The following is a 26,470-nucleotide window of genomic DNA, read 5'->3' on the forward strand; positions in this document are numbered from 1 at the left end:
CTTGTCTACCACCGCAGGTTTCGCGGCAGCAGATCCCACACGTGTTCGGTCCCGTTGACGGCGGCCACGGACAGCGTGCCGCTGCGCGAGGACAGCAGGCGGGTCACCCCGGCGTAGTCGACCTGAACGCACAGCAACCGTTCGGTCCTCATCACGGTGTGCACCACGGCGTTGATGACCCCACCGTGGCTGAACACCGCCACCGTCTCGTCGTGCCCGGCGGCCGCGACCACGTCGTCGACGCCGGCCCGCACCCTGGCGATGAAGGCGTCCTCGTCCACGTCGCCCGGGAGGTGCCCGCTCATCAGACGCTTGACGTCCTCCTCCGAGGCCTCCTCGATTGGCGTGTAGTGCGACAGCTCGTAGTCGTACTCGGCGAGACGTTCGTCGACCTCGATCGGCAGTCCAAGGGCCTCGGCGACCGGCTGCCCGGTCTGCAGGGCGCGCCGTTGCGGGCTGCTCACCAGCCGGGTGATCGGGAACCGCTTGAGCGCGTCGGGCAGCCGCGTGGCCTGCTCGACGCCGTCAGGGGACAGGTCGGGGTCCGACCCCTGACCGGCCTCGCTGCGGAGGGGTAGCGCATGTCGAACCAGGAGCAGTTGCACCGTGACACCATATGGCCGACGAGCGGTGGGAGACGCGCCATGGGGTATGCCGACGAGTTGTTCGACCTGACCGACCGGGTGGTGCTCGTCACCGGAGGCAGTCGCGGGTTGGGTCGCGAGATGGCGTTCGGCGCAGCCCAATGCGGTGCCGACGTCGTGATCGCCAGCCGCAACCTCGAATCCTGCGTGGTGACGGCGGAGGAGATCTCGGCGTCGACCGGCCGCACGGCGCTGCCCTACCAGGTGCACGTCGGGCGCTGGGATCAGCTCGACGGACTCGTCGAGGCCGCCTACGACCGATTCGGCAAGGTCGACGTCCTGGTCAACAACGCCGGCATGTCGCCGTTGTACGACTCCCTCGCCTCGGTCAGCGAGAAGCTCTTCGACGCGGTGGTCAACCTCAATCTCAAGGGGCCGTTTCGGCTTTCGACGCTCGTCGGCGAACGCATGGTGGCCGCCGGAGGCGGGTCGATCGTCAACGTCAGCTCCGTGGGCTCCATCCGGCCGAGCCCCGAGATGCTGCCGTATGCGGCCGCCAAGGCGGGACTCAACGCACTGACCGAGGGGCTTGCGAAGGCCTACGGCCCCGCCGTTCGGGTGAACACGCTGATGGCCGGACCGTTCCTCACCGACGTGAGCGCGTCCTGGGACCTCGACGGCACGGACGCCCCGTTCGCCGACCTGGCCATGCGCCGGGCTGGCGTACCCCGCGAAATCATCGGCGCAGCACTGTATCTCGCTTCCGACGCGTCGAGCTTCACCACCGGGTCGATCCTGCGGGTCGACGGTGGCCTCCCGTAGCCGCTAGGGCGTGACGATGGCGAAGTTGGGATCCGGTCGATCGAGCACCTCGAGCAGTGCGGCCATCGCCGACGCGTCACCGGTGATCTGAAGCCCAGGCGAGTCGGCGTCACCGGTGGCAAAGGTCAACAGCCGCAGCTTGTTCACGACCGTGACGGTCGCCGTGGCCGACTCCGGGTCGGCAGAGGTCTTGCGATACACCAACACCCCGTTGCGCAACGTCAAGCGGTAGTTGACGCCCACGTCTCCGAAGGTGACGTCGAGTGCGAGGTTCAATCCCCAGGCCTTGGGCCCGTTGACGCTGATGGCGAAGCTGTCGAACATCTGCTCCGGCGTCAGCTGCGACAACAGCGACAGCGACGTCGTCTGCGTCGGGGTGCCGAAGTTGCCGTCGCGCAGTTCGGTGGCGCCGGCGAGGAAGAAGTTGCGCCACGTGGCGTTCTCCGCGCCGTAGGCCAATTGCTCCAACGTGTCGGCGTACAAGCTCTTGGCACCCGCATTGCCCTCGTCGGTGAAGACGACGTGGTCCAGTAGTGTTGCAGCCCAACGGTAGTCACCCTCATCGAACGCCGCCTGGGCGATCTCGACCACGCGGTCGACGCCACCCATCGCCGCCACATAACGCGGCGCGATCGACTCGGGCGGATGCTGCCACAACCGCGCCGGGTTGCCGTCGAACCATCCCATGTACCGCTGGTAGACCGCCTTCACGTTGTGGCTGACCGAGCCGTAATACCCGTGGGTGTGCCACGCCTCGTTCAGCGCGGGCGGCATCTGAAACGTCTCGGCGATCTCGACGCCCGTGTGGCCCTGGTTCAGCAGCCGCAACGTTTGATCATGCAGGTAGGCGTACAAATCCCTTTGGAGAGAGAGGAATTCGACGATGCGCTCCTCACCCCAGGTCGGCCAGTGGTGCGAGGCGAACACGACGTCGGTTCGGCCGGCGAAGGTGTCGATGGCCTCGGTCAGATAACCCGACCAGGCATGTGGATCGCGAACCAGCGCACCGCGCAACGTCAGCAGGTTGTGCAGGTTGTGGGTGGCGTTCTCGGCCATGCACAACGCCCGGTACCGCGGGAAGTAGAAGTGCATCTCCGCCGGGGCCTCGGTGCCGGGCGCCATCTGGAATTCGATCTCGACCCCGTCGACGACGCGCGTCTCCCCGGTCGCGGCGACGTCGACGGTCGGCACGATGACGGCCACCTCACCGGTGGACGGCGTCTGCCCAAGACCGCACCCGACCTGCCCTCGAGGCCCTCGGGCCAGCACGGTGCCGTACATGTAGGCCGCGCGGCGCGTCATCGCCGTACCGGCGTACACGTTCTCCTGGACCGCATGCTCGATGAAGCCGGCCGGTGCGATGACCTCCACCCGCCCGGCGTCGACGTCGGCCTGCGTCGTCACCCCCAGCACGCCGCCGAAGTGGTCGACGTGGCTGTGGGTGTAGATGACGGCGGTGACCGGGCGATCCCCGCGGTGCGCCCGGTACAGACCGATGGCGGCCGCCGCGGTCTCGGTGGACACCAGCGGGTCGATCACGATGACGCCGGTGTCGCCCTCGATGAAGCTCACGTTGGACAAGTCGAGGCCGCGGACTTGATAGACGCCAGGGACCACCTCGTAGAGCCCCTGCTTGGCCGCCAGCGTCGACTGCCGCCACAGGCTGGGGTGCACCGACGTCGGCGCATCCCCGGTGAGGAAGGAGTAGACGTCGTTGTCCCAGACCACCCGCCCGTCGGCGGCCTTGACCACGCACGGTTCGAGCGCCGCGACGAAGCCGCGGTCGGCGTCGGCGAAATCTCTGGTGTCGGCGAACGGAAGTCCGCTCAGGTGCTCGGCGTGAGCCGTCTCGATGACGGCGGTGGGCGGCTTCTGTTCCATGCCGAAGACCCTGCCATCACCCGATGGCGACGGAGGTGAAATTCACACGCGATGCAGTGTCACGTCCGACAGCACCCCGTCGTGCACCGTGGCGGTCATGTACGTGCAGAAGGGTTGCCGTCGCCGATCGGTCGGCGAGCCGGGGTTGAGCAGTCGCAGGCCGGTGCTCGCGGTGGCATCCCACGGGATGTGGCTGTGTCCGAACACCAACACGTCGACGTCGGGGTAGAGCCGGGCCATCCGCTCGTCGCGACCCGCCGAGGCACCCGTCTCGTGGACGACAGCGAACCGCACGCCCTCGAGTTCGACGTCGGCGCGCTCGGGTAAACGTTGCCGTAACTCCTCGCCGTCGTTGTTGCCCCAGCAGCCGACCACTCGGTTGGCCTTGGTCTCGAGTTCGTCGAGCAAATCTGGCACGACCCAGTCGCCCGCATGCAACACGACGTCTGCGCTGTTCACGTGATCCCACACCGACGAAGGGAGGTCCTTGGCTCGCTTGGGCAGATGGGTGTCGGCGATCAGCAGCAGCTTCACGTCTCCACCGTAGTGGCAATCCGACAGACGAAGTCAGTCGATTGCTGGATTTTCGTTAACTGGACAACGTAGGCTCTACGCCGGGGTGGTTGCCGCGGACGGGTCGGCAACCTGGGCGCCGGGTTTGGGAGCCTGATGACGACGCGATCGAAGCGCACGGCAATCTGTTCGGCGACGGTTGCCCTCGTCATCTTCTTCGTTTGTCTCCAGTTTGCCGAACTCGAGCCGCGCGCCACGACGTTCGTCACGCAGATCGGCGAGCTCGTGGCGGCGTCGTTCGCCCTCGCGTGCACCGTCCTAGCCGTGCGCCGAACGTCGGCACGGCAGCGCCTTGCCTGGCTTTCGATGGCGGTCGGCTGTCTGGGATGGGTTCTAGGCACCCTCTACTGGGCCTACTTCGGCCTGGTCGAGCAACAGATGCCACACTACGGCTCCATCGCGGACTTCGGCTTCCTCGCACTTCCGGTCGGGGCCTGGCTGGCGGCCGTGTTCGTGCCGACGAGCCGACACGGACGCATCGGACTCCGAATCCTCCTCGACGGTGTCATCGCAGGCACGTCGCTCTTCGTAGTGCTCTGGGTGGTGGTCCTCAGCGAGCTACTGACCGCTGGCGGCGTGACGGGAGCGGCCTTCGCGTTGTCGATTGCGTACCCCGTCGCCGACACCGCCGTCGTGACCATGGCCCTGCTACTGCTCGCCAGAGCGCGTCCTGGGCGGCGATTGGTGATGTCGCTCGTCGCCGCGGCGTTCGTGGTCATCGGCACCACCGATACCGCCTTCATCTTCGTCAGCGCCGGCGCCCTGTCGTTCAGCAACGTGATCGTCGTGGGGTGGGCGACCGGCATGTACTTGATCGGCGTCGCCGCGCTGTGCACGCCCGCGACGCCACCGCCGCCGGTCGAGCCGCTGCGACACACCCCGCCGGCCCGCTCCCTGTGGCTGCCCTACCTTCCCGTGCCGTTCGCCTTCGCGGTCGCGATCGCAGATACGCACCTGTGGTCCTCCGACCCCGTGCTGACACCGGTCTTCGGCGCGGGCGCCGTCCTCGCGTGCGCGGCACTGGTCCGCCAGTTCCTTCTGCTGGCCGAGAACCGTCGCCTGCTCACCGCGGTCGCCGAGATGGCCCTGCTCGACCCGCTGACCGAGCTGGCCAACAGGACGCTCTTCAACGATCGGCTGGCGCATTCGATCGACCTTCGCGGCCGCACCGGCGCGGCGGTGGGCGTGCTCGTCGCCGACCTCGACGACTTCAAGCTGGTGAACGACAGCCTCGGCCACTCCGCCGGCGACGAGTTACTCCGCAGCGTGGGACGACGCATCCAGTCCGTCGTGCGTCCAGGGGACACCGTCGCCCGGCTGGGCGGCGACGAGTTCGCGATCCTCGTCGAAGACGCGCCCGCGGTCGCCGATCAGATTGCCGAGCGCATCGTGCAGTCGATGAACGAACCCTTCGTGATCGACGGTCGAGAGGTCGACGTACGGGTGAGCGTCGGACTGGCGACGGCCACCGCCGAGACCAACGTCGGCGCCGAAGAACTGTTCAAGCGAGCAGACTTGGCGATGTACTCGGCCAAGCGAGCCCACGCCGGGACGCGCAGCTTCACTCCCGACATGCGACAGGACGCCACCGAGTTGGATCTGCCGAGTCACCGGCAACGGACGGGGCGCCACCACGGTGTCGCCCGGATCGAGTTCGTCGCGGACTTGCGGCGGGCGGTGGAGGAAGGCGAGCTCAGCCTGGTCTACCAACCGAAGGTCGACCTCGCGACGTGGTCGGCCGTCGGGGTCGAGGCCTTGATCCGTTGGCCGCATCCGCGGTTCGGGTTGTTGGAACCCGCCGACTTCTTGCAGCTGGTCCGCGAGAACGGGTTGATGGAGCCCCTCACCGACTTCGTCCTCGACCGAGCGCTGACCGACGCCGCCGGCTGGTGCGAGGCGGGAATGGCCATGCCGGTGTCGGTGAACGTCTCGGCACCCTCGCTGGACGACGAGGATCTTCCGGCTCGCGTGCTGGCGGCGCTGGCCGGTCGTGGCCTGTCGCCTCGGATGCTCACCGTCGAGATCACCGAGGACGTGCTGGTGTCCAGCGTCTCGCGAGCCAGGACGGTGCTGGACCACATGCGCGACGCCGGAGTGCGTGTCGCGATCGACGACTTCGGAAGCGGTTATGCCGCAATGACGTATCTCCACGAGCTTCAGGTCGACGAGCTCAAGCTCGACCGGCAGTTCGTCAAGCCGATTCTGCATGACGAGCGCGCGGCGTCCATCGTCTTGTCCGTGGTTCACCTGGCCAACGAGTTCGGGCTGGAGTGCGTGGCCGAGGGCGTCGAGGACAGGGCGACCGCCGAACGGCTCAAGACCTACGGCTGCGGTATCGCTCAGGGCCACTTCTTCAGCCGGCCGGTGACCGCGCAGGCCATCAAGCTCGGCAGGGGCCCGGTCGCGCCGGCCGACGTGGTGGCTACGACGACAGCAACTCGGCCATCTTGGGCATGATCGTCGTCAGCCCCTTGAATGGCCGCATCATCACCTTGAAGGACACGATGCGCTCGTCGTCGTTCCAGCTGATGAGATCGACGCCGTTGACGTAGACGCCGTCGACGGTGGCGGCGAACTCCAGCACTGCCGAGCGCTCCCCCACCCATTCCTCGACGTAGTGGAAGTTGGTGTCGCCGAACATCTTCGCTGCTGCCGTCAGATAGGCCGCGGTCTTCTGCCGACCCTCCTGGGGAGTGAACACCGCCGGTGAGTAGAACACCGCCGAGTCGTCGAGTAAGGCGTCGAGCACGGCCGGATCGTGCCCGCCGTCGATGAACCGATGCCAACGTTCGATCACGGAAGACGTCATGGCTCGATCTTCGCAGTGCGTCAACTGGCGGCGTCGGGCAGTAGGGGTGGGCAGACCCCGGTCGCGTCGGTGGCGAGTTCGAAGTGCCAGATCTCGTTGGCGTAGATCCGGCACAGGCCAAAACGTGACCCGTTGGCGTCGAGCCACTGGTCGGCGCCAGTACCCCCAACGTCGACGGCCTGGCCGATGACGTGTTTGGACATCTCCGGGGTCTGCACGTACCTGCGCGCGGCGGCCAGGCTGCCGTAGGTCACGACGGCGTCGTCGAGCAGCTGCTGCTGGAACTGAGGTGAGCGCCAGCCCGAGGTGATCGTCATGGTCACCCCTTCGGACGCGGCGGCCGTGGCCGCGTTCTGGACGGCGGTGCGCAGTGCGGGGTCGAGCCCGCCGACCGACGGGTCGGCGAGGTCCAACGGTGACGCGCCGGGATCGGCGGCGGCCGTCGCGGGGCTCGCCCCGAGGACGATGGCGACGGCCATCGCGACGATCACCGCGCGCATCGACCCGACCCTACGGACCGACCGGTTACCGGCCTACAACCGGGGCGTTCGCGGCCCGCGCTGGGCCCGGCTCGATGTTTGCCGTAACGTCACGTCTCGGGGGATTTGCCAGCAAGAAGAGCCCGTGGCAATGACGTGGAGCATTACGGATGCTGATGAGCGACGACAAATCGCGTACAGAACGCCAATTTCACTGGCTGCCGTTCACGGCCATGTACTGGATCGTGGCGTTGATCGTGGCGATCGCCATGGGGAACGCCTGGGCTTTGTTCGTCTTTTGGTTGGCCAACCCGGTGATCTTGGCGGTGTGCTGGCTGCTGTGGGTAAAGGTGCTACCCCGGCTGAGAACTGATGAATCTGAGTGCGCCCGAAGGGATTCGAACCCCTAACCTTCTGATCCGTAGTCAGATGCTCTATCCGTTGAGCTACGGGCGCGTGCTATTCAGTTGTACGGCTGACGCGAGTCAGCCGCGGCGGAGGCGAGAGGATTTGAACCTCCGGTCCGGTTTAAGCCGGACAACTCATTAGCAGTGAGTCCCATTCGGCCGCTCTGGCACGCCTCCTGACCGATCCCGAGGGTACCGGACCTAAAAGCAATCCCCAGAACCGCCGAGGAGGAAGCGTACACAGGGGGAACCGCCGAAGGCAAAGCAGCATCCTGGACACCCCTAGACTGTCTCGGGTGACCGCCCGTCTTCGACCCGAATTGGCCGACCTGCCCGCCTACACCCCCGGCAAGACGGTGCCCGGCGCGATCAAGATCGCCAGCAACGAGACCATCGACGGCCCCCTGCCCAGCGTGCGCGCCGCGATCCTGGCCGCCTCCGACGGCATCAACCGCTACCCAGACAACGGCTACGTCGAACTGAAGGAGCGCCTCGCCAAGCATCTCGACGGCGGCGCCTTCGCTCCCGAACACATCTCGGTGGGCTGCGGCTCGGTGAGCCTCTGCCAGCAACTCATCCAGATCACCGCCACGGTCGGCGACGAGGTGCTCTACGGCTGGCGCAGCTTCGAGATCTACCCGCTGCAGGTCCGGACGGCCGGCGCCACTCCCGTGCAGGTGCCGTTGAGCGAGCACACCTTCGACCTCGACGCGATGCTGGCCGCCATCACCGACCGCACCCGGCTCATCTTCATCTGCAACCCGAACAACCCGACGTCGACCGTCGTCGACCCCGACGCCCTCGCCCGGTTCGTCGCCGCAGTGCCCGACGACATCCTCATCGTGTTGGACGAGGCCTACGTCGAATACATCCGCGACGGCATGCTGCCCGACAGTTTCGGCTTGGTCCGCAACCACCGCAACGTCGTCGTGCTGCGGACGTTCTCTAAGGCCTACGGGCTGGCCGGTCTGCGCATCGGATACGCCGTCGGCGATCCGGACGTGATCTCCGCGCTGAGCAAGGTCTACGTGCCCTTCACCGCCACCAGCGTCTCGCAGGCCGCGGCCATCGCGTCGATCGACGCCGCCGACGAGCTGCTGGCACGCACCGACGCCGTGGTCGAGGAGCGGGCCCGCGTCACCGGGGCGCTGCGCGAGGTCGGTTACACCGTGCCGCCGTCGCAGGCGAACTTCGTCTGGCTGCCGCTGGGCGAGGAGACCACCGCCTTCGTCAACGGAGCCGCCGACGACCGGATTCTGGTGCGGCCCTATGGTCTAGACGGGGTGCGGGTCACCGTCGCCGCACCGCACGAGAACGACGCCTTCCTAAAGTTCGCCACCACGTGGATGGGACACCGATGAGTGCTGCGCGAAAGACGTTCGCCGCGTTGATCGAACGTACCGACGAGATCTCCGATGCCGAACTCGACGAGTTCTGGGACACCCTGCAGCCCGCCTCCATCGACTTCATGATCGGCGAGTGGAAGGGCGGCGAGTTCGACACCGGCCACCGCGCCAACGGGTTCATGACGCGGCTCAACTGGTTCGGCAAGACGTTCGTCTCCGCCTCCGACGCCAAGCCGCTGGTCTGCCTGGACGACGACGGCAACAAGTTCTCCAACACCGAGGCCATGAAGGGCGAGGCGAGCCTGTGGCTCGAGGAGTTCCGCGGCGAGGTGACGGCCTCCATGGTCTACGACGGCGCGCCCGTGCACGACCACTTCAAGAAGGTCGACGACAACGCCGTCATGGGCATTATGAACGGCAAGGGTGCGCTGGACGACAGCAGTGGCTCACCGCGTCACCTGTACTTCTACCTGGAACGCGTCTAACCCCTATCGTCAGTCCATGAGGACGCGCGTTCTGGTCGCCGCAGCGCTCGTCGTGGTCGCCACCGCGGCCGCGGGCTGCGATCGCACCACCGAGGGCACGGTGGCGATGACCACTGAAGCCGGCCCGCCACTGCGCACCTCCACGACCATTCGGCCCATTCCGTCGGCGCCGGACACCACGGACTCGCCCACGACCTCGCCGACCGAGGCGCCCGCCCCGCCGCCGGGTGACGCGCTGGCCATCACCTGCAAGCAGTACATCGGCCTCGACGAGGCCAGCCGCACGTCGGTGATCCGAGAGATCCTCAAGGACCAGACCACGGGGCTCAGCCCGAGCGAGGCCGACATCGCCAAGACGCTCGCCGACGCCGTGTGCACGTTCCTGCCCGACAGCACGGTCTCGGAGATCCTGCTGGGGGAGACCCCGCCGTGACCCCGTAACCTTTCGGGCCATGGGCGATGCATACGAATCCCTCACCGTCGACGTCGGCGACCACGTTGCCAGGGTCACGCTGACCGGTCCCGGCAAGGGCAACGCGATGGGGCCTGCGTTCTGGGCCGAACTCCCCGTGGCGTTCGCCACCCTCGACGCCGATCCCGACGTACGGGCCATCGTCCTGACCGGGTCGGGCAGGAACTTCAGCTACGGACTGGACCTGGTGAGCATGGGCGGCACCTTGGCACCGGTGCTCGCCGACGGCGCAATGGCCAAGCCGCGCACGGACTTTCACACCGAGCTGAAGGCCATGCAGGGCTCGATCACCGCGGTGGCAGACTGCCGCACGCCGGTGATCGCCTCGATTCACGGGTGGTGCATCGGCGGCGGCGTCGACCTGATCTCGGCGGTCGACATCCGCTACGCCAGCGCCGACGCGAAGTTCTCGGTCCGTGAGGTCAAAGTCGCGATGGTCGCCGACGTCGGCAGCCTGGCCCGGCTGCCGATGATCCTCAACGACGGCCATCTTCGCGAATTGGCGCTGACCGGCAAGGACGTCGACGCGGCGCGCGCCGAGAAGATCGGCTTGGTCAACGACGTCTTCCCCGACGCCGAGGCCTCCCTGGCCGCCGCGCATGCAACCGCCAGCGAGATCGCCGCCAACCCACCGCTGGTGGTGCGCGGCATCAAGGACGTGCTCGACGAGCAGCGCACGGCGCAGGTGTCGGCCAGCCTGCGCTACGTGGCGGCCTGGAATTCGGCCTTCTTGGCGTCGAAGGACCTGACCGAGGGCATCACCGCCATGTTCGAGAAGCGGCCGCCGGAGTTCACCGGCGAATAGCCTGCAATTCCGTTGCCCTCTCCGAGGCGCATCGGTAGCGTCCAGGTCCGACTCCGCCCAAGTCGCGCCTACCCGGTAAGGGCGCGGCCTACCCGCGATCGGTGAGGGTGGCGGCCCGTTCGAGCCGGGCCGGAGCCGGAGGACTCACCGCGGCGCGGGCGCGATCGGGGTCCTCACCCCACTCGGGTGTACGAACTCACCGGCGAGTAGAGCGGTGGCGGAGGGATTTGAACCCCCGGACGGTGTTAGCCGTCTCTCGCTTTCAAGGCGAGTGCATTAGGCCGCTCTGCCACGCCACCGTCGACAACTGTAGGCGACGCGCTCGGTAGTAGCGTTGCCACCATGCGTGCGATCGTCGCCGAATCGGCCAATGACCTCATCTGGCGAGACGTCCCCGACGTCACCGCCGCCGACGGCGAGGTCGTCGTCGACGTCGTCACCGCGGGGGTGAACCGGGCCGACCTGCTTCAGGCTGCCGGTCACTACTCCCCGCCTCCTGGAGCCAGCGAGATCATGGGCCTCGAAGTGTCCGGGTACGTCTCGGAACTCGGTGCCGGAGTCACCTCGTGGTCGGTGGGGCAGCCCGTCTGCGCTCTGCTGGCCGGTGGCGGGTACGCCGAGCGCGTCGCGGTGCCCGCCGGCCAGGTGATGCCCGTGCCCGACGGACTGGGCCTGCACGAGGCCGCAGCACTGCCCGAGGTCGCGTGCACGGTGTGGTCCAACCTCGGCATGACGGCCCACCTCGCCGGCGGACAGACGGTGCTGTTCCACGGCGGCGCAAGCGGTATCGGCACCCACGGCATCCAGGTGGCGCATGCGCTCGGATGCCGCGTCGCCGTCACCGCCGGCTCGGCCAAGAAGTTGGAGGTGTGCCGCGCCCTGGGAGCCGACATCACGATCAATTACCGCGACGAGGACTTCGTCGAGCGAATCAAGGCCGAGACCGACGGCGTGGGCGCCGACGTCATCCTCGATCTCCTCGGGGCGTCTTACCTGGACCGCAACATCGACGCGGTGGCACCGGACGGCCGCATCATCGTCATCGGCTTCCAGGGTGGGCTCAAGGCGGAGTTGAACTTCGGCAAGCTGATGGCCAAGCGGGCCGGCGTCATCTCCACCGCGCTGCGGTCGCGACCGGTGGACGGTCCGTCTGGCAAGGCCGCCATCGTCGCGTCGGTGGTGGAGAACGTGTGGCCGATGGTGGCCGACGGACGGGTGCATCCCATCATCGGCGCGGAGCTTCCCATCGCGGAGGCGGCCGACGCGCACCGGCTACTGGAGTCCGGCGACGCGCACGGAAAAGTGCTTCTGCGCGTTCGGGATTGAGCTAACCGAGCGAGGCGATCGCCCGCACCAGCTGGTCGACCTCGGCCATCGTGGTGTAGTGCGCCAGTCCGACGGTGACGGCGCCGCCGATGTCGTTGACGCCGATCAGGTCGAGCACCCTGGAGGTGGTGTTCAGCGACGCCAGCACCCCGTTGTCCGCGAGCCGCTGCACGACCCGCGCGGCGGGCACGCCGTCGAGCACGAAGCTCAGCACCGGGATGCGCTCCTCGGGCTGACCGATCACCATCACCAGCGGCAGCGAGCGCAACGACGTCAGCAGGTAGTCGAACAGGCGGTCCATGTAGGCAGCCGCCGATTGCATTGACACCAGCAGTCTTTCGCGACGGGTCCCCGTGGCCGACTCGTCGAGGTTCGCGAGGTACTCCACGCTGGCCACGACACCGGCGAGCATGCCGAACTGATGGGTTCCCATCTCCAGGCGCTCGACGCCGGTCGCCAACGGGTCCAGGGACACCGACCCGAAGGACTCGATGGTCGACGGATCGCGGAACACCAGCGCACCGATGGGCGGACCGCCCCACGCGACGGTGTTGACCGCGAGGATGTCGGCCTCGATCTCGTCGACGTCCACGAGTCGGTACGGCGCGGCGGCCGAATGGTCGACCACCACCGTGCCGCCGTTCTCGTGCAGCAGCTTGGTGACCGGACGAAGATCGGTGACGGCGCCGATGGCCGAGGACGCCGAGGTGATGGCGACCAGCTTGGTCGGCTTGTCGATCAACGACTCCCACTGATAGCCGGGTAACTCACCGGTCTCGATGTCGACCTCGGCCCACTTGACCTTGGCGCCATAGCGATTGGCGGCCCGTAGCCAGGGCGCGATGTTGGCTTCGTCATCCAAACGCGTGACCACCAATTCGTGCCCCAGCCCGACGCGGGATGCGGAGGCATCGGCCAGGGAGGTCATCAGGATGGCCCGGTCGGCCCCCAACACGACACCGCGAGGGTCGGCTCCCACGAGGTCGGCCACCGCCTGACGGGCGGCGTGCAACACCGCGTGGCTTCGGGTGGCAGCAGGGTGCGGTCCCTGGCCGGTGGTCATCGAGCCGCGGAAGGCGGTCGACACGGTGGTCGCCACCGAGTCGGGCAGCAGCATGCCGTTCTGGGCGTCGAAGTGCACCCAGCCGTCGCCCAGAGACGGGTGCAAACCACGCACCCGGGCGACGTCATATGCCATGCCTGCCACCTTCGCGCCCTGATGAATGTCGTGACCGAACCGAGTGCCGACGGGGCCCGCCGTGGACACGCCGTGACGGACCAATTCCTCTGCGTGGTCATACTAGTGCAGTGAGCTTGGCGTCCGGAGTGCTAGTCGCATGGGCGTTGCTCATCATCCCGGGAGCAACCATTGCGCGGGCCGCGCAGCTAACGTGGCCGACCGCTGTCGCCGTCGCCCCGGCACTCACCTACGGCACCGTAGCGCTGGCGATTCTGCCTTTTGGCGCGGTGGGCGTGCCCTGGAATCTCACCACCGGCCTGATCGCACTTCTGGTCGTCCTCGCCGTCGTCGCAGGTTTGCAGGCGATGTGGACACGGTGGCGTGACAGCGCCCCGGCCGCGGAACCGATGACGCGGGGGCCGGCGCTCGTCGTCGCCGTCGGCGTCGCATTCGGTGCGATCTTGATCACACTCGCAGCAATCCGCGGCATGCCGCACTGGCAATCCATTCCGAGTACCTGGGACTCGGTCTGGCACGCCAACGAGATCCGGTTCATCCTCGACACCGGGCAAGCGTCGCCCACCCACATGGGCGAGCTGCGCAACGTGGAGACCCACGACGCGCTCTACTACCCGTCGGCGTTTCACGCCCTCGCCGCGATCCAATGTCAGCTCACCGGTGCGGCCGCCACGACCGCCTACACCCTGAACTCTCTGGCCGTCGCGGTCTGGCTGTTCCCGGCCAGTGCGGCGGCGCTCGCCTGGCACCTCCTGCGCGCCCGCGCCGTGGGCCAGTGGCAGTCGGCGGGGTCGGCCGCAGCCGCGGCGGCGCTGTCCGCGTCGTTCACCGCGGTGCCCTACGTCGAATTCGACACCGCCTCGATGCCCAACCTGGCCGCCTACGGCTTGGCCGTGCCGACCGCACTGCTGGTCATCTCGGCGCTGCGGCATCGCGCCCGGATCCCGATCGCCGTGCTCGCCCTGCTCGGGGTGTTCTCGGTGCACATCACCGGCGGTGTGGTCACGGTGCTCTTCGTCAGCGGATGGTGGCTCGCCAAGGGGCTCTGGCGGCCCGTGCGCGGCCGGCTCGCCGACTTCGGCATCCTCGTCGCGATCGCCGCGCCGGCCGTGGTGCTCCTGCTGCCGCAATTCGTCGGCGTGCTGCAGCAGGCCGAGATCATCGCCGGGCACGAATTCGACACCCACGAAGGCAAGAAGAAGGCGCTCTTCGACGCCGTCGTCCAGCACACCAGGCATCTCAACGACTTTCCGATTCAGAACGCCCTCATCGCACTGGCGGCAATCGGTTTCGTCATTCTGCTGGTTCGCCGGATTTGGTGGCCGGCCGCGCTCTGGCTAGTGCTGGTCTACGCGATCATCCACTCGTCGGCACCGTTCGGCGGCGTGGTCGGCAAGGTCACGGCCCTGTTCACCGACCTGTTCTACAGCGATCCGCGCCGTCTCTCGGCGGTGGTGACCATGCTTCTCGCGCCCATGGCGGGCATCGCACTGTTCGGCCTCACCTCCGCGGCAGTCGGCGCGCTGCGACGCTTCGCGCCGCGGGTCAGCCCGCGCGTGTGGGCCGCCGCGACCGCGATCGTGCTGGTGGCCGTCTCCGTCGGCATGGCCTGGCACTACTTCCCCCGGCACCGGCACCTGCTCGGGGACAAGTACGACCAGGTGATGATCGACGACGGAGACCTGCAGGCCTTCGCCCATCTGGCGACGCTGCCCGGGGCCCACGACACCCTGATCGGCAACGCCAACACCGATGGCACCGCCTGGTTGTACGCCGTGACCGGCCTGCACCCCCTGTGGACGCACTACGACTACCCCCAGCAGCAGGGCCCCGGCTACAACCGCTTCATCTTCTGGGCCTACGCCGACGACGCCGACACCGATCCCCGCGTGGCCAAGGCCGTGCACGCACTGGACATCCGCTACGTCATCACCAGCCGGACGGTGGTGCGTGGGTTCGTCATGCCCGACGGACTAAGGTCGCTAGACAAGTCGAAGTCCTGGAAGCAGATCTACGACAACGGTCGTGCCCAGATCTACGAGTGGCAGGGAAAGTAGTAGGACGATGAGCAGTAACGCCGACGAAAACGACATCGAGATCATCGGGGACGCCTCCACGATCGGCGACGACGCCGACGGCAAGTCCCTGAGCGAACTGGTCGAACAACCGGCCAAGGTCATGCGGATCGGCACCATGATCAAGCAGCTGCTGGAAGAGGTCCGCGCCGCCCCGCTCGACGACGCCAGCCGGGGCCGGCTTCGCGAGATCCACGCCCGCAGCGTCCGCGAGCTCGAAGAGGGGCTCGCCCCCGAACTGCGCGAAGAACTCGAGCGGCTCGCCCTGCCCTTCGGCGAGGACTCGCTGCCGTCGGACGCCGAGCTACGGATCGCCCAGGCTCAGCTCGTCGGTTGGCTCGAAGGCTTGTTCCACGGCATCCAGACCGCGCTGTTCGCCCAGCAGATGGCCGCACGTGCGCAGCTCGAGCAGATGCGTCAGCTGCCGCCGGGCGCGGCAGGCGCACCGGGACCGCGCGGCCCGGCCAGCTCCGGGACCGGGCAGTACCTCTAGCGGTGGGCGAACCCCATATCGAGACCCAGAACGCGTGGGTCGAATTTCCGATATTCGACGCCAAGTCGCGATCGCTGAAGAAGGCGTTCCTCGGCAAGGCCGGCGGCACCATCGGGCGCAACGACTCCAACGTCGTGGTCATCGAGGCCCTGCGGGACATCACCCTGTCACTGAAGATGGGCGACCGCGTCGGCCTCGTCGGGCACAACGGCGCAGGCAAGTCGACCCTGCTGCGGTTGTTGTCGGGCATCTACGAGCCGACCCGGGGTTCCGCGACAGTCCGGGGTCGGGTGGCTCCGGTGTTCGACCTGGGCGTCGGGATGGATCCGGAGATCTCGGGTTTCGAGAACATCGTCATCCGCGGGATGTTCCTGGGTCAGACGCGCAAACAAATGGCCGCGAAGGTCGACGAGATCGCCGAGTTCACCGAACTCGGCGACTACCTGTCGATGCCGCTGCGCACCTACTCCACGGGCATGCGCGTGCGCCTGGCGATGGGCGTCGTGACGAGCATCGACCCGGAGATCCTGCTGCTCGACGAGGGCATCGGCGCCGTCGACGCCGAGTTCATGAAGAAGGCCCGGGTGCGGTTGCAGGACTTGGTGGCCCGATCGGGAATCCTGGTGTTCGCCAGCCACTCCAACGAGTTCCTCGCCCAGCTGTGCGACACCGCGATGTGGGTCGACCACGGCACCATCCGGATGTCGGGCGGCATCGAGGAGACCGTGCGCGCCTACGAGGGCGAGGACGCCGCCCGGCACGTCCGCGAGGTCATTGCGGAGAACACGCGCTGGGACCGCTCGGGTGGCTGAGCGAGAGATCGTCGATGAGCGCTCGCGCGAAGAGCAAGAGACCGTCGTCGCCGTCGTCGTCACCCATCGGCGCGTCGCCGAGTTGGCCCTGTCGCTTCAGGCCGTCACCGGCCAGACCCGCGCACCCGATCACCTGATCGTCGTCGACAACGATGCCGACGACGCCGTGCGTGAACTCGTTGCCGCACAACGGGTTCCGACCACCTACCTGGGGTCTCGGCGCAACCTCGGCGGAGCCGGGGGGTTCGCCCTTGGCATGCTGCACGCGCTGTCACTCGGGGCCGACTGGGTGTGGCTGGCCGACGACGACGGCAGACCGGCCGACGCCGAGGTGCTCGGCAGACTGCTCGCGTGCGCGACGACCCACTCGCTGGCCGAGGTGTCCCCGATGGTCTGCGACCTCGACGACCCCAGCCGGCTGGCGTTCCCGCTGCGCCGTGGGCTGGTGTGGCGCCGCTGGGTCCACGAACTGCGGGTGGACGGCTCGCAGGATCTGCTGCCGGGCATCGCGTCGCTGTTCAACGGCGCACTGTTTCGCGCCTCGACGGTGGAAGCCGTTGGCGTACCGGACATTCGACTGTTCATCCGAGGAGACGAGGTCGACGTGCACCGTCGCCTGGTGCTGTCCGGACTGCCGTTCGGCACGTGCCTGGAGGCGACCTACCTGCACCCGCAGGGCTCCGACGAATTCAAGCCGATTCTCGGCGGCCGGATGCACACCCAGTATCCGTCCGACGACACCAAGCGGTACTTCACCTACCGCAACCGTGGATACCTGCAGTCGCAGCGCGGTCTGCGCAAGCTGGTGGCCCAGGAGTGGCTGCGCTTCGGCTGGTTCTTCCTGGTGACCCGCCGCGACCCGGCCGGGTTCGCCGAGTGGATTGGCCTGCGCCGCTTGGGTAGACGAGAGAGGTTCTCGCGTCAGGGCGAGCGAAGCGACGGGAGAACATCACAGGTCGAGCGTAGCGACGGGAGAAAGAGCAAGTCATGACGTTCACCGACGCTGCTGCGCAGTCGAAGACCTTCACGCGCGCGTGGCTCGATCTGAGCTCCGGGTTCGGCAAGCGCGAGCTCTGGTTGCACCTGGGCTGGCAGGACATCAAGCAGCGCTACCGCCGTTCGGTGCTGGGGCCCATCTGGATCACCATCGCCACCGGCACCATGGCCGTCGCACTCGGCGCGCTGTACTCCACGCTGTTCCACCTGCCCCTGGCCGAGCACCTGCCCTACGTCACGCTCGGGTTGATCATCTGGAATCTGATCAACGCCTCCATCCTCGAGGGCGCCGACGTGTTCGTGGCGAACGAGGGCCTCATCAAACAGCTTCCGACACCGCTGTCGGTGCACGTCTACCGGCTGGTGTGGCGCCAGATCATCCTGTTCGCCCACAACATCGTCATCTTCGTAATCATCGCGATCATCTTCCCCCAGCCGTGGAAGTGGACGGATCTGGCGTTCATCCCCGCCCTGATGCTGATCGCGCTGAACTGCGTATGGGTGGCCCTGTGCTTCGGCATCCTGGCGACCCGCTACCGCGACATCAGCCCACTGTTGTTCAGCCTGGTCCAGCTGCTGTTCTACGTCACGCCGATCATCTGGAACGACGCGACGCTGCGGCAGCAGGGGGCTGGCACCTGGGCAAAGGTCATCGAGTTCAACCCCCTGCTGCACTACGTCGACATCGTGCGGGCACCGCTGCTCGGCGCCGACCAGGAGTGGCGGCACTGGGCGGTGGTGATCGTGCTGACCGTCGTCGGCTGGACCGTCACGGCGTTCGCCATGCGGCAGTACCGCGCCCGGGTGCCCTACTGGGTTTAAGGCCTCAGCGGCGCGGGGCCTTCATCCGCGTCGCCACGTTGAACCGGTTCCACGCGTTGATGGTGACGGCCAGGGCGATCACCTGTGCAAGCTCCTTCTCGGTGAAGACCTCTGCGGCCTTGGCGTAGACCTCGTCGGAGACGTGCCCGTGGTGCAGTTCGGTGATGGCCTCGGTCAGTTCCAGCGCCGCCCGCTCGCGTTCGGTGAACAACGTGCCAGCTTCGTCCCACGCGGCAATCAGGGCCAGCCGCTGTTCGGTCTCGCCCTGCTCGCGGGCGTCGGCGACGTGCATGTCGAGGCAGAAGGCGCAGTGGTTGATCTGGCTGGCGCGAATCTTGATCAGCTCGCCGAGGGTGGGGTCGACGTCCTTCGCCGAGGCGGTGCTCAGCCGCATCATCGCGTCGTACAGCTCGGGTGAGACCTTGTAGATGGCGATGCGGTCGACGGCGGTTGGATGTTCCAGTGTGTGGGTCATGGGAACCACGCTAGGGGTCAAAGAACCGCCTGCATGGTTCAATTCGTTGGTGAATTCGTGGGCCAATATGGGTCAGCGCGATCTTCATCTCGACCTGCGAGCCGCCATCACCCCCGGCGCCCGCGGTGCCCGCGAGGTGCTCGTGACCGCGCTTCGGGACGCCGTGCGGTCCGGGCGGCTGGCGTCGGGAACCACGCTGCCGCCGTCACGCACCCTCGCCGTCGATCTCGGCGTGGCTCGCAACACCGTCGCCGAGGCGTACGCCGAGTTGGTCGCCGAGGGCTGGCTGGGGTCGCGGCAGGGTGCAGGCACTTGGGTGGTCGACGCAGCGGCGCGCCCGCTGCCGAACCGCTCGCGCGGCACTCCCGTGGTGGCCCCCCACAACCTGATGCCCGGATCGCCTGACGTCAGCGTCTTCCCCAGGGCGGCCTGGCTGGCGTCCGCCCGCCGCGCGCTGTCCGTCGCGCCCGACGAGGCGCTCCGGATGGGCGACCCCCGCGGTCGGGTCGAACTGCGAGAAGCCATCGCCGAATACCTCGGCCGTGTCCGTGGCGTGCGCACCTCGCCCGAGACGATCGTCGTCTGCGCCGGCACCCGGAACGCCGTGGAAATTCTGGCCAAGGCACTGGGCGGTCCGATCGCCGTCGAGGCCTACGGACTATTCCTGTTCCGCGACGCGATCGCGGGCGTCGGCGTCGGGTCGACCCCGATCGGCGTCGACGAGGACGGGGCGATGGTCGGCGATCTGGACCGCACCACCGCAACGGCTGCGCTGCTGACACCCGCCCACCACTTTCCGCACGGCGGCCACCTGCATCCGGCGCGACGCAAGGCGGTCGTGGACTGGGCCAAGCGGACCGGGGGCTATCTGTTGGAGGACGACTACGACGGCGAGTTCCGCTACGACCGCCAACCCGTCGGCGCCGTGCAAGGACTCGACCCGGACCGCGTCGTCTATCTGGGGTCGGCGAGCAAGAGCCTGTCACCGGCGTTGCGGCTGGGGTGGATGGCCCTGCCCGACGCCCTCGTCGACCGCGTGGTGTCCGCTGCGGGTGGGCAGCAGTTCTACGTCGACGCGCTGGCCCAGCTGACGATGGCGGATTTCATCTCGAATGGCAGCTACGACAGGCACATTCGACGCATGCGGTTGGTCTACCGCCGGCGCCGCGACCGTCTGCTCGAGGCCCTGCAGCCGTTCGACGTGGGCGTCAGGGGACTGTCCGCGGGCCTACACCTTCTGCTGACGCTGCCCACCGGAGCCGAGCCCGAGGCCATCCGGCGGGCTGGTGAGGCCGGCATCGCCCTGTCTGGATTGGGCCTGCTGCGCCACCCCGATGCCGGCCCCGACGTACCCGCTCCCGACGGCATCGTCATCAGCTTCGGCACGCCGTCGGACAGTGCCTTCACCGCCGCGGTCGACGCGCTGTGCGGTGTGCTCGCCGGCCTCCAGCATCACCCCTGAGCAAGCCGATAGGCCCCCGGCGGACTGCCGGTCCACCGGCGGAACGCACGCCGGAACGCACTGGGTTCGGAGAAGCCCAGCCGGTCCGACAATTCCTCGGTGGTCTCGCGACCGGTCACCAGCGCGTCGATTGCCGCGTCGCGCAACACGACGTCCTTGATCTCACGAAACGTCGTGCCCTCCTCGCGCAGCAGACGACGCAGGTGCTGGCCGCTGACGTTCAGCGGTCGGGCGACGTCCTCGACGCCGACCAGTTCGGGGACAGGTCGGCGCTCGAGCATGCGCCGAACGCGACTGGACGTCGCAGGATGGTAGTCCTGACGAAACAACAACGCGGTGGGCAGATTTCGCAGGAACGCGATCAGTTCGTCCTCGTTGCGTACCACGGGTGCGTCCAGGTGGCCGCTGTCGAAGGCGATTGACGCGGCCGGCGCGTCGAATATCGGTGTCACACCGAAGATCGACGGGTAATCCGCGTGCGCGGGTGCGGGTTCCGGCAGTTCGACCGCCGTCAACGGGATCTGTCGGCCGATCAACCAGTTCGCGAACCGGTGACCCACCACGATGCCGACGGCGCCGACGACCTGGTCGGCACGGGTGCGCCCGCCCGGCGCGACGATCATCTTCGTGGTCGAGGCGTCACCGGCCATCTCGGTGACGTCGAAACCGATTCCGATGCCCACGAATTCGATCAAACGCTGCAGCGCGGTACGTAGGTCGGGAGTGTGGATCAGGCCCAGCGTGACCATCCGGAACGTGCCGCGGGGAATGACCATCGGACCCAGCCCGACCATCTCGTCACCGGTCACCACCCACAGCACCTGAATGAGACGGGCAGCCTGCTCCTCGGTCACTCGCGCGGCATCCTCGGCGACCAAGCCCGGGGGGATGCCCGCAGCGCGCAGCACGGCGTCGACGTCGAGACCCCGGTCCGTCGCCGGGGCGATCGCCGCGCGGATGAGCTGGATCGCGACTGTGCGGGTCGCCACGATGAGAAATTACCACCGCGCGCGTGCGCGATTCGGTCACTGACCTGGAAAGTTGCGGTCATTTTCACACGTGTCGATCAATCCTACGTTTGAGCGGTGTCAGACGAGTCGTTCGGCTAGACCGCAGCAGGAGGGGGACCTGCGCGGGCCAGCTCTGGTCCCGGTCTAGCCGAACGACTTCCACACTCATCTCAGATCCCCCATCTCGTGACAACCAAGGGGGTATCTCGTGCTGCGTCGAATCGCCAGTGTCGTTGCCGTGGCGTTGATCGCCGTCGTTCCCGGATTCGCCGCCGCGGCGCCGATCACGTTCACCCTCGGGGGCACATATCAGCTCGTCGACGGCGGCCAGCCCGTCCCACCGCTCGACCTCTCCGGCGTCCTCGGCGGCCGGTTCGACGACGGTCCGGCCGTCTCGGTGCCCTTCCCCGCCAGCGTCATCGGAATGGACCAGTCGGTCGCCGAAGGCGCGAAGAACGTTGTCGCACAGCTCCAGTCGACGTCGGGCGAGAAACGCGTCCTGGGTCTCAGCCAGGGCGCCATCGCCATCGCGGAGGCCAAGCGACGGCTGATGGAGCTGCCGGAGGACCAGCGGCCGGCCGCCGAGACGGTGACCTTCGTCGCCATCGCGGACCCGACTCGTCCCGGCCACGGCGCGCTGGCGCAGCTGGGGTACCAGACTGCCGAAACCCCTTACGACACGGTGTACTTCACCCGCGAATACGACGGCCTGGCCGATCTTCCCGACCGGTTCAACGTCCTCGCCCTCGTCAACGCCGCCGCGGGAATCGTCTACCTACACCCCTATTACGGGGACCTGCCCGCTGATCTACCCGTGAAGAATACGAGCACGACGGTCAACGGTGCAGGCGCCACGATCACCGACGTCTTGATCCCGACCCAACACCTGCCCATGTTGCAGCCGCTGCGAAACCTCGGAATCAACGTCGACGGTCTGGAGGCGACGCTGAAACCGATGGTCGACGCCGGCTACTCCCGCAACGACGTCGGATCCGAACCCCCGGCCGCAGCGGCCGTGAAGAAGCACCGCAACGTGCAGGCATCCGACGCCGCTCACGAGGTCGCACACCGGACACCGACGTCGACGAAGACCGCCGACGACCGCGACGACGACGAACGGCCGGGAAGCGCCACACCCGACCCGTTGACGACGGCGCCCGACCTGAACGCGCCGAGCGACGGTCCGGAAGCCGGTGACGCCGATGACGCACCCGACACCAACGACGCCGACGACTGACTCCCGCCGCGCTTTTGGTGCGCGGACACCCTGCGGGAGCCTGGCAAGATCGAGCCCCGTGCACGACGAGCAAACGACGTACGCCGGGCTCGCCGGCTGGCAAGCGACGGGCCTGGCGGTGGCAGCAGCCGCCATGGCCGCCCGCACCGGACTCGGCAGCCTGATCGGAGCGATCATCCTGCTGCCCGTCGTCTACGCCCTTGTCCGCCTGCGACGGCACGCGCCGAACGCGGCCTCGACCGCCGAGTTGGTCGGCTCTGCGGTGGGACCGCGGGGCGCCGCGTTTGCGCTCATCCTTCAGGTATCCGGCTATGCACTCATCGCGGTGACCGCGGCGCAGACGATCGCATTGTTCTTGGTGCCGCCGGAGCCGTCGGAGGATCCGTTTGGCCCTCCGCAATTCAACGCCTGGCTCTGGTCGCTCTGGGCGGTCGCGGCGATCGCCGCCGCCGCAACGGCGGTGTTCGCCCTCTCCGACCGCATGGTAGCCACCCTTGCCGCCGTCCTTGCCGCGTGCGGATTGTTGATTCAGTTCTATTACGGTCTAGCGGTCATCGCCCGGGGACTGTCGGGCTCGACCTCCGGTCAGCCCGTCGATGCCGCCGCCGCACCGACTGGCCTGGTAGCCGCCGGCACCCTCGCCCTAGCGGCCGTTTCCCTGGCCGGCTTCGAGGTCGTCACCGCCCGCACGCGGCGCGAGAGCACGAACGGCTGGCCGATGGGCCTGGGCGTCGGCGCGGTCACCCTCGTCGCCGTCATCGGCTGGTGGGCCTGCCAGCACAGCGGATTCGGCGCGGGCTCGCTGGACGGCTCGTCCTTCGGGTTGGCCGTCATGGACTTCTACGGCGACACGGGCATGCAGATCGTCGACGTCGGCACCGCGATGTTCATCGCCGCTGCCCTGGTGGCCTTGCTCTGGGGAATCGCCAAGGCGACCGAAAGACTGGGCACCAGGGTCCCGTCGGACGCCGTCTTCGGCGGGGCCGTGGTGGCCATGGTCGTGCTGGCCATCGTCGTGATCCATGCTCGCTGGACCCTGGGCTACGTAGGTGGATTGGTCTTGTTCGCGCTCTACGGCTTGGTGTTGATCGCGAACTCCCGGATCGCGGCCGACGGCGTGGTGTCGTGGTGGCTGCGGCTCATCATGCCAATCGTGTTCGCGGCGGTGGTGCTGGTGCCACTGGCGTGGGCGGAGTTCGACACCAGCGCGGTGAAGCCGGTCGCCGTCGCGGCCGCGGTGATCGCCGCCGCCGCGGGTGCCGCCGTTGCGGGCACCCGCAGCCGCGCTGGCTAGGCTGCCCCCGTGGCCGAGCCCCCCATGTCGCCGAATCTGAGCCTGCTGACGCAGGCCTGGCGCTTCGTCGTCACCGGCGGCCTGTCCGCGATCGTCGACTTCGGCCTCTACGTCCTGTTCCTGCACCTGGGCCTGAACGTGAACGTGGCCAAGACGCTGAGCTTCATCGCAGGCACCACCACGGCGTACCTGATCAACCGGCGGTGGACGTTCCAGGCGCCCCCCAGCCGGGCCCGGTTCGTCGCGGTGGTCGTGCTGTATGCCGTGACCTACCTGGTGCAGGTGGGTATCAACTACGCCTTCTACACGTCGTGGGACGACAAGCCGTGGCGCGTGCCGGTCGCGTTCGTCATCGCCCAGGGCACCGCGACGGTGATCAACTTCGTCGTGCAGCGCGCGGTCATCTTCAAGCTCTAGCCGGGGCGGTACCCTCGTCACGATGTTCGAAACGACCACCAAACAGCTGATGGGCTGGGGGCGCACTGCGCCGACCGTCGCCCGGGTGCTGTCGACGCCAGACGCCGGGACCATCGTCGAAGCCGTCACCAGTGCCGACGGCCGCGGCATCGTCGCGCGCGGGCTGGGGCGCTCCTACGGCGACAACGCCCAAAACGGCGGCGGCCTCGTCGTCGACATGACGGCGCTGCACCAGATCCACTCGATCGACCGCGACAGCCACCTCGTCGACGTGGACGGTGGGGTGAACCTCGACCAGCTGATGCGCGCTGCGCTCCCCCTCGGCCTGTGGGTGCCCGTGTTGCCCGGTACCCGCCAGGTGACCGTCGGCGGAGCCATCGCCTGCGACATCCACGGCAAGAACCATCACAGCGCGGGCAGCTTCGGCAACCACGTCCGCTCGATGGAGCTGCTGACCGCCGACGGCGCGGTGCGCCACCTCACCCCCGACGGCGACGACGCCGCACTGTTCTGGGCGACGGTCGGCGGCAACGGCCTCACCGGCATCATCCTGCGGGCCACCATCGCGATGACACCCACCGAGACCGCGTACTTCATCGCCGACGGCGACGTCACGCCCACCCTCGACGACACCATCGCCTTCCACAGCGACGGCAGCGAGAACGACTACACCTATTCCAGCGCGTGGTTCGACGCGATCAGCGCACCGCCGAAGCTGGGGCGTGCGGCCATCTCGCGTGGCTCACTGGCCCGGTTGGACCAGCTGCCCGAGAAGCTGCAGAAGAACCCGCTCAAATTCGATGCGCCGCAACTGCTTACGTTTCCCGACGTATTCCCGAACGGCCTGGCGAACAAGTACACGTTCGGTCCGATCGGCGAACTCTGGTACCGCAAGTCCGGTACCTACCGCGGCAAGGTGCAGAACCTGACGCAGTTCTACCACCCGCTCGACATGTTCGGAGAGTGGAACCGCGGCTACGGGTCGGCGGGTTTCCTGCAGTACCAATTCGTCGTGCCGACCGAGGCCGTCGAAGAGTTCAAGCGCATCATCGTCGACATCCAGCGCTCCGGGCACTACTCCTTCCTCAACGTCTTCAAACTGTTCGGGCCGGGAAACCAAGCGCCGCTGAGCTTCCCGATCCCGGGCTGGAACATCTGCGTCGACTTCCCCATCAAGGCCGGCCTGCACGAATTCGTCACCGAGCTCGACCGTCGGGTGCTCGAATTCGGTGGCCGGCTCTACACCGCCAAGGACTCGCGGACCACCGCGGAGACCTTCCACGCCATGTACCCGCGGATCGACGAGTGGATCGAGATCCGCCGCAGGGTCGACCCCGCCGGAGTGTTCGCCTCCGACATGGCCCGACGTTTGGAGCTTCTGTAAATGGTTTTCGATGCCGTCGGCAACCCCCAGGCCATCCTGGTCCTCGGAGGCACCTCCGAAATCGGGCTCGCCATCGCCGAACGCTATCTGCGTGACGCTCCGGCGCGGGTGATCCTTGCCGATCTCCCCGACCACCCCCGCAAGGCCGACGCGATCGCCGCGATGACGTCGGCGGGCGCCAAGTCCGTGGAATGGGTCGACTTCGACGGCGTGAAGACCGACACGCATCCGGCCGTGATCGAGGCGGCCTGGGCCAACGGCGACGTCGACGTCGCCGTCGTGGCCTTCGGTTTGCTCGGTGACGCCGAGGAACTGTGGCAGAACCAGCGCAAGGCCGTTCAGATTGCCGGAATCAACTACACCGCGGCCGTGTCCGTCGGCGTGCTGCTCGGCGAGAAGATGCGGGCGCAGGGTTCGGGACGCATCATCGCGATGAGCAGCGCCGCCGGTGAGCGAGTGCGACGCTCCAACTTCGTCTACGGCTCCACCAAGGCCGGTCTCGACGGCTTCTATCTCGGTCTGGGTGAAGCGTTGCGCGAGTTCGGCGTTCGCGTCCTCGTCATCCGCCCCGGTCAAGTCCGCACCAAGACCACGATCGACTACCTGTCGGCCACCGGGGCGAAGGAAGCCCCGATGACGGTCGACAAGGAGTACGTCGCCGAACTCGCGGTCACCGCGTCGGCCAAGGGCAAGGACCTGGTGTGGGCGCCCGGCGCCTTCCGGTACGTGATGATGGTGCTGCGCCACGTGCCGCGGCCGATCTTCCGCAAGCTGCCGATCTAGAAGTGCTTGCCACAGCGGGCCGG

The 26,470-nt window shown here is 67.7% G+C and carries 27 protein-coding genes and 3 tRNA genes; 19 read left to right on the plus strand and 11 right to left on the minus strand.

Going from position 1 to position 26,470, the window contains the following annotated elements:
• Positions 1–5: 5 nt before the first annotated feature.
• The gene (locus H7K45_RS18520) at positions 6–605 is read right to left on the minus strand and encodes a histidine phosphatase family protein (RefSeq protein ID WP_263997354.1); all 600 of its coding nucleotides are present in this window, start codon (positions 603–605) and stop codon (positions 6–8) included.
• A 39-nt stretch (positions 606–644) separates the two neighbouring features.
• Here H7K45_RS18520 and H7K45_RS18525 point away from each other — a divergent pair, with 39 nt between their 5' ends.
• On the plus strand, positions 645–1,406 hold the full coding sequence (locus tag H7K45_RS18525) for an SDR family NAD(P)-dependent oxidoreductase (protein ID WP_263997355.1): 762 nt from the start codon (positions 645–647) through the stop codon (positions 1,404–1,406).
• A 3-nt stretch (positions 1,407–1,409) separates the two neighbouring features.
• On the opposite strand, the gene H7K45_RS18530 is transcribed toward H7K45_RS18525, so the two are convergent.
• Positions 1,410–3,287, minus strand: a complete 1,878-nt coding sequence (locus H7K45_RS18530; protein WP_263997356.1) for an alkyl/aryl-sulfatase — start codon at positions 3,285–3,287, stop codon at positions 1,410–1,412.
• Positions 3,288–3,329: 42 nt separating this feature from the next.
• Positions 3,330–3,821, minus strand: coding sequence for a metallophosphoesterase family protein (locus tag H7K45_RS18535; RefSeq protein WP_263997357.1), 492 nt, complete (start codon positions 3,819–3,821; stop codon positions 3,330–3,332).
• A 135-nt stretch (positions 3,822–3,956) separates the two neighbouring features.
• On the opposite strand from H7K45_RS18535, the gene H7K45_RS18540 reads away from it, so the two are divergent.
• On the plus strand, positions 3,957–6,317 hold the full coding sequence (locus tag H7K45_RS18540) for a putative bifunctional diguanylate cyclase/phosphodiesterase (RefSeq protein WP_263997358.1): 2,361 nt from the start codon (positions 3,957–3,959) through the stop codon (positions 6,315–6,317).
• Here H7K45_RS18540 and H7K45_RS18545 read toward each other — a convergent pair.
• Together H7K45_RS18545 and H7K45_RS18550 are read right to left on the minus strand one after the other, a co-directional pair.
• Entirely contained in the window at positions 6,283–6,669 is a 387-nt protein-coding gene (locus H7K45_RS18545; protein ID WP_263997359.1) for a nuclear transport factor 2 family protein, read from the minus strand. The two genes, H7K45_RS18540 and H7K45_RS18545, sit on opposite strands and share 35 nt — an antisense overlap.
• 20 nt (positions 6,670–6,689) lie before the next feature.
• Positions 6,690–7,169, minus strand: a complete 480-nt coding sequence (locus H7K45_RS18550; RefSeq protein WP_263997360.1) for a M15 family metallopeptidase — start codon at positions 7,167–7,169, stop codon at positions 6,690–6,692.
• Positions 7,170–7,318: 149 nt separating this feature from the next.
• Between H7K45_RS18550 and H7K45_RS18555 the strand changes: the two genes are divergently transcribed.
• Positions 7,319–7,558 carry a hypothetical protein gene (locus H7K45_RS18555; RefSeq protein ID WP_263997361.1) on the plus strand — a complete coding sequence of 80 codons (240 nt, stop codon included), beginning with the start codon at positions 7,319–7,321 and terminating at the stop codon, positions 7,556–7,558.
• On the opposite strand, the gene H7K45_RS18560 is transcribed toward H7K45_RS18555, so the two are convergent.
• Both H7K45_RS18560 and H7K45_RS18565 read right to left on the minus strand, forming a co-directional pair.
• Positions 7,532–7,604: transfer RNA gene (locus H7K45_RS18560), tRNA-Arg, on the minus strand. The two genes, H7K45_RS18555 and H7K45_RS18560, sit on opposite strands and share 27 nt — an antisense overlap.
• 39 nt (positions 7,605–7,643) lie before the next feature.
• Positions 7,644–7,732: transfer RNA gene (locus tag H7K45_RS18565), tRNA-Ser, on the minus strand.
• A 119-nt stretch (positions 7,733–7,851) separates the two neighbouring features.
• Between H7K45_RS18565 and H7K45_RS18570 the strand changes: the two genes are divergently transcribed.
• Genes H7K45_RS18570 through H7K45_RS18585 form a run of 4 tightly spaced genes read left to right on the plus strand, consistent with a single transcriptional unit; the run spans position 7,852 to position 10,663 of the window.
• On the plus strand, positions 7,852–8,916 hold the full coding sequence (locus H7K45_RS18570) for a pyridoxal phosphate-dependent aminotransferase (protein ID WP_263997362.1): 1,065 nt from the start codon (positions 7,852–7,854) through the stop codon (positions 8,914–8,916).
• Entirely contained in the window at positions 8,913–9,386 is a 474-nt protein-coding gene (locus H7K45_RS18575; RefSeq protein WP_263997363.1) for a DUF4334 domain-containing protein, read from the plus strand. The genes H7K45_RS18570 and H7K45_RS18575 overlap by 4 nt, the downstream gene beginning before the upstream one ends.
• 16 nt (positions 9,387–9,402) lie before the next feature.
• Entirely contained in the window at positions 9,403–9,819 is a 417-nt protein-coding gene (locus H7K45_RS18580) for a hypothetical protein (protein WP_263997364.1), read from the plus strand.
• A 19-nt stretch (positions 9,820–9,838) separates the two neighbouring features.
• Positions 9,839–10,663, plus strand: a complete 825-nt coding sequence (locus H7K45_RS18585) for a crotonase/enoyl-CoA hydratase family protein (RefSeq protein WP_263997365.1) — start codon at positions 9,839–9,841, stop codon at positions 10,661–10,663.
• A 212-nt stretch (positions 10,664–10,875) separates the two neighbouring features.
• On the opposite strand, the gene H7K45_RS18590 is transcribed toward H7K45_RS18585, so the two are convergent.
• A tRNA-Ser gene (locus H7K45_RS18590) sits at positions 10,876–10,962 on the minus strand.
• A 43-nt stretch (positions 10,963–11,005) separates the two neighbouring features.
• Here H7K45_RS18590 and H7K45_RS18595 point away from each other — a divergent pair.
• Positions 11,006–11,989, plus strand: a complete 984-nt coding sequence (locus H7K45_RS18595) for an NAD(P)H-quinone oxidoreductase (protein WP_263997366.1) — start codon at positions 11,006–11,008, stop codon at positions 11,987–11,989.
• A 1-nt stretch (position 11,990) separates the two neighbouring features.
• Here the strand turns inward: H7K45_RS18595 and H7K45_RS18600 are convergent, their stop codons facing one another.
• Positions 11,991–13,187, minus strand: coding sequence for a cysteine desulfurase-like protein (locus H7K45_RS18600; protein WP_263997368.1), 1,197 nt, complete (start codon positions 13,185–13,187; stop codon positions 11,991–11,993).
• 110 nt (positions 13,188–13,297) lie between these two features.
• On the opposite strand from H7K45_RS18600, the gene H7K45_RS18605 reads away from it, so the two are divergent.
• From H7K45_RS18605 to wzm, 5 genes are read left to right on the plus strand one after another with little or no spacing between them, the layout of a single operon-like run.
• Positions 13,298–15,244, plus strand: coding sequence for a DUF6541 family protein (locus tag H7K45_RS18605; RefSeq protein ID WP_263997369.1), 1,947 nt, complete (start codon positions 13,298–13,300; stop codon positions 15,242–15,244).
• Positions 15,245–15,251: 7 nt separating this feature from the next.
• Positions 15,252–15,755, plus strand: coding sequence for a bacterial proteasome activator family protein (locus H7K45_RS18610; RefSeq protein ID WP_263997370.1), 504 nt, complete (start codon positions 15,252–15,254; stop codon positions 15,753–15,755).
• A gap of 2 nt (positions 15,756–15,757) precedes the next feature.
• Positions 15,758–16,567, plus strand: a complete 810-nt coding sequence (wzt, locus tag H7K45_RS18615) for a galactan export ABC transporter ATP-binding subunit Wzt/RfbE (protein WP_263997371.1) — start codon at positions 15,758–15,760, stop codon at positions 16,565–16,567.
• Between the two features lie 7 nt (positions 16,568–16,574).
• The gene (glfT1, locus tag H7K45_RS18620) at positions 16,575–17,558 is read left to right on the plus strand and encodes a galactofuranosyltransferase GlfT1 (protein WP_263997556.1); all 984 of its coding nucleotides are present in this window, start codon (positions 16,575–16,577) and stop codon (positions 17,556–17,558) included.
• Positions 17,555–18,385: a galactan export ABC transporter permease subunit Wzm/RfbD gene (gene wzm, locus H7K45_RS18625; protein ID WP_263997372.1), complete on the plus strand. Its 831-nt coding sequence runs from the start codon at positions 17,555–17,557 to the stop codon at positions 18,383–18,385. The genes glfT1 and wzm overlap by 4 nt, the downstream gene beginning before the upstream one ends.
• A gap of 4 nt (positions 18,386–18,389) precedes the next feature.
• Here the strand turns inward: wzm and H7K45_RS18630 are convergent, their stop codons facing one another.
• Complete coding sequence (locus H7K45_RS18630) at positions 18,390–18,860, minus strand: carboxymuconolactone decarboxylase family protein (protein ID WP_263997373.1); 471 nt, start codon at positions 18,858–18,860, stop codon at positions 18,390–18,392.
• A gap of 49 nt (positions 18,861–18,909) precedes the next feature.
• On the opposite strand from H7K45_RS18630, the gene pdxR reads away from it, so the two are divergent.
• Positions 18,910–20,322, plus strand: a complete 1,413-nt coding sequence (gene pdxR, locus H7K45_RS18635; protein ID WP_372512588.1) for a MocR-like pyridoxine biosynthesis transcription factor PdxR — start codon at positions 18,910–18,912, stop codon at positions 20,320–20,322.
• Here pdxR and H7K45_RS31555 read toward each other — a convergent pair.
• The gene (locus tag H7K45_RS31555) at positions 20,313–21,311 is read right to left on the minus strand and encodes an AraC family transcriptional regulator (protein ID WP_263997374.1); all 999 of its coding nucleotides are present in this window, start codon (positions 21,309–21,311) and stop codon (positions 20,313–20,315) included. The genes pdxR and H7K45_RS31555 overlap by 10 nt on opposite strands.
• A gap of 229 nt (positions 21,312–21,540) precedes the next feature.
• Between H7K45_RS31555 and H7K45_RS18645 the strand changes: the two genes are divergently transcribed.
• The 5 genes from H7K45_RS18645 to dprE2 are packed head-to-tail and all read left to right on the plus strand — an operon-like array spanning position 21,541 to position 26,447.
• Entirely contained in the window at positions 21,541–22,569 is a 1,029-nt protein-coding gene (locus H7K45_RS18645; protein ID WP_263997375.1) for a PE-PPE domain-containing protein, read from the plus strand.
• Between the two features lie 58 nt (positions 22,570–22,627).
• On the plus strand, positions 22,628–23,863 hold the full coding sequence (locus tag H7K45_RS18650) for a hypothetical protein (protein WP_263997376.1): 1,236 nt from the start codon (positions 22,628–22,630) through the stop codon (positions 23,861–23,863).
• A 24-nt stretch (positions 23,864–23,887) separates the two neighbouring features.
• Entirely contained in the window at positions 23,888–24,280 is a 393-nt protein-coding gene (locus tag H7K45_RS18655; protein WP_263997558.1) for a GtrA family protein, read from the plus strand.
• 22 nt (positions 24,281–24,302) lie between these two features.
• A complete protein-coding gene (gene dprE1 / locus H7K45_RS18660) occupies positions 24,303–25,664 on the plus strand; it encodes a decaprenylphosphoryl-beta-D-ribose oxidase (protein WP_263997377.1) in 1,362 nt (453 codons plus the stop codon).
• Positions 25,665–26,447, plus strand: coding sequence for a decaprenylphospho-beta-D-erythro-pentofuranosid-2-ulose 2-reductase (gene dprE2, locus H7K45_RS18665; RefSeq protein WP_263997378.1), 783 nt, complete (start codon positions 25,665–25,667; stop codon positions 26,445–26,447).
• Positions 26,448–26,470 lie beyond the last annotated feature (23 nt).

It is taken from the genome of Mycobacterium yunnanensis, assembly GCF_025823185.1.
Classification (GTDB): domain Bacteria; phylum Actinomycetota; class Actinomycetes; order Mycobacteriales; family Mycobacteriaceae; genus Mycobacterium; species Mycobacterium yunnanensis.

Bases quoted from the DNA above. Each gene is read 5' to 3' on its own strand.
- dprE2 (WP_263997378.1), top strand. From the start codon at position 25,665: ATGGTTTTCGATGCCGTCGGCAACCCCCAGGCCATCCTGGTCCTCGGA.
- H7K45_RS18600 (WP_263997368.1), bottom strand. From the start codon at position 13,187: ATGGCATATGACGTCGCCCGGGTGCGTGGTTTGCACCCGTCTCTGGGC.
- H7K45_RS18580 (WP_263997364.1), top strand. From the start codon at position 9,403: ATGAGGACGCGCGTTCTGGTCGCCGCAGCGCTCGTCGTGGTCGCCACC.
- H7K45_RS18525 (WP_263997355.1), top strand. From the start codon at position 645: ATGGGGTATGCCGACGAGTTGTTCGACCTGACCGACCGGGTGGTGCTC.
- H7K45_RS18595 (WP_263997366.1), top strand. From the start codon at position 11,006: ATGCGTGCGATCGTCGCCGAATCGGCCAATGACCTCATCTGGCGAGAC.
- H7K45_RS18550 (WP_263997360.1), bottom strand. From the start codon at position 7,169: ATGCGCGCGGTGATCGTCGCGATGGCCGTCGCCATCGTCCTCGGGGCG.
- H7K45_RS18585 (WP_263997365.1), top strand. From the start codon at position 9,839: ATGGGCGATGCATACGAATCCCTCACCGTCGACGTCGGCGACCACGTT.
- H7K45_RS18530 (WP_263997356.1), bottom strand. From the start codon at position 3,287: ATGGAACAGAAGCCGCCCACCGCCGTCATCGAGACGGCTCACGCCGAG.
- H7K45_RS18630 (WP_263997373.1), bottom strand. From the start codon at position 18,860: ATGACCCACACACTGGAACATCCAACCGCCGTCGACCGCATCGCCATC.
- dprE1 (WP_263997377.1), top strand. From the start codon at position 24,303: ATGTTCGAAACGACCACCAAACAGCTGATGGGCTGGGGGCGCACTGCG.
- H7K45_RS18555 (WP_263997361.1), top strand. From the start codon at position 7,319: ATGCTGATGAGCGACGACAAATCGCGTACAGAACGCCAATTTCACTGG.
- H7K45_RS18655 (WP_263997558.1), top strand. From the start codon at position 23,888: ATGTCGCCGAATCTGAGCCTGCTGACGCAGGCCTGGCGCTTCGTCGTC.
- wzm (WP_263997372.1), top strand. From the start codon at position 17,555: ATGACGTTCACCGACGCTGCTGCGCAGTCGAAGACCTTCACGCGCGCG.
- H7K45_RS18545 (WP_263997359.1), bottom strand. From the start codon at position 6,669: ATGACGTCTTCCGTGATCGAACGTTGGCATCGGTTCATCGACGGCGGG.
- H7K45_RS18575 (WP_263997363.1), top strand. From the start codon at position 8,913: ATGAGTGCTGCGCGAAAGACGTTCGCCGCGTTGATCGAACGTACCGAC.
- H7K45_RS18540 (WP_263997358.1), top strand. From the start codon at position 3,957: ATGACGACGCGATCGAAGCGCACGGCAATCTGTTCGGCGACGGTTGCC.
- H7K45_RS18610 (WP_263997370.1), top strand. From the start codon at position 15,252: ATGAGCAGTAACGCCGACGAAAACGACATCGAGATCATCGGGGACGCC.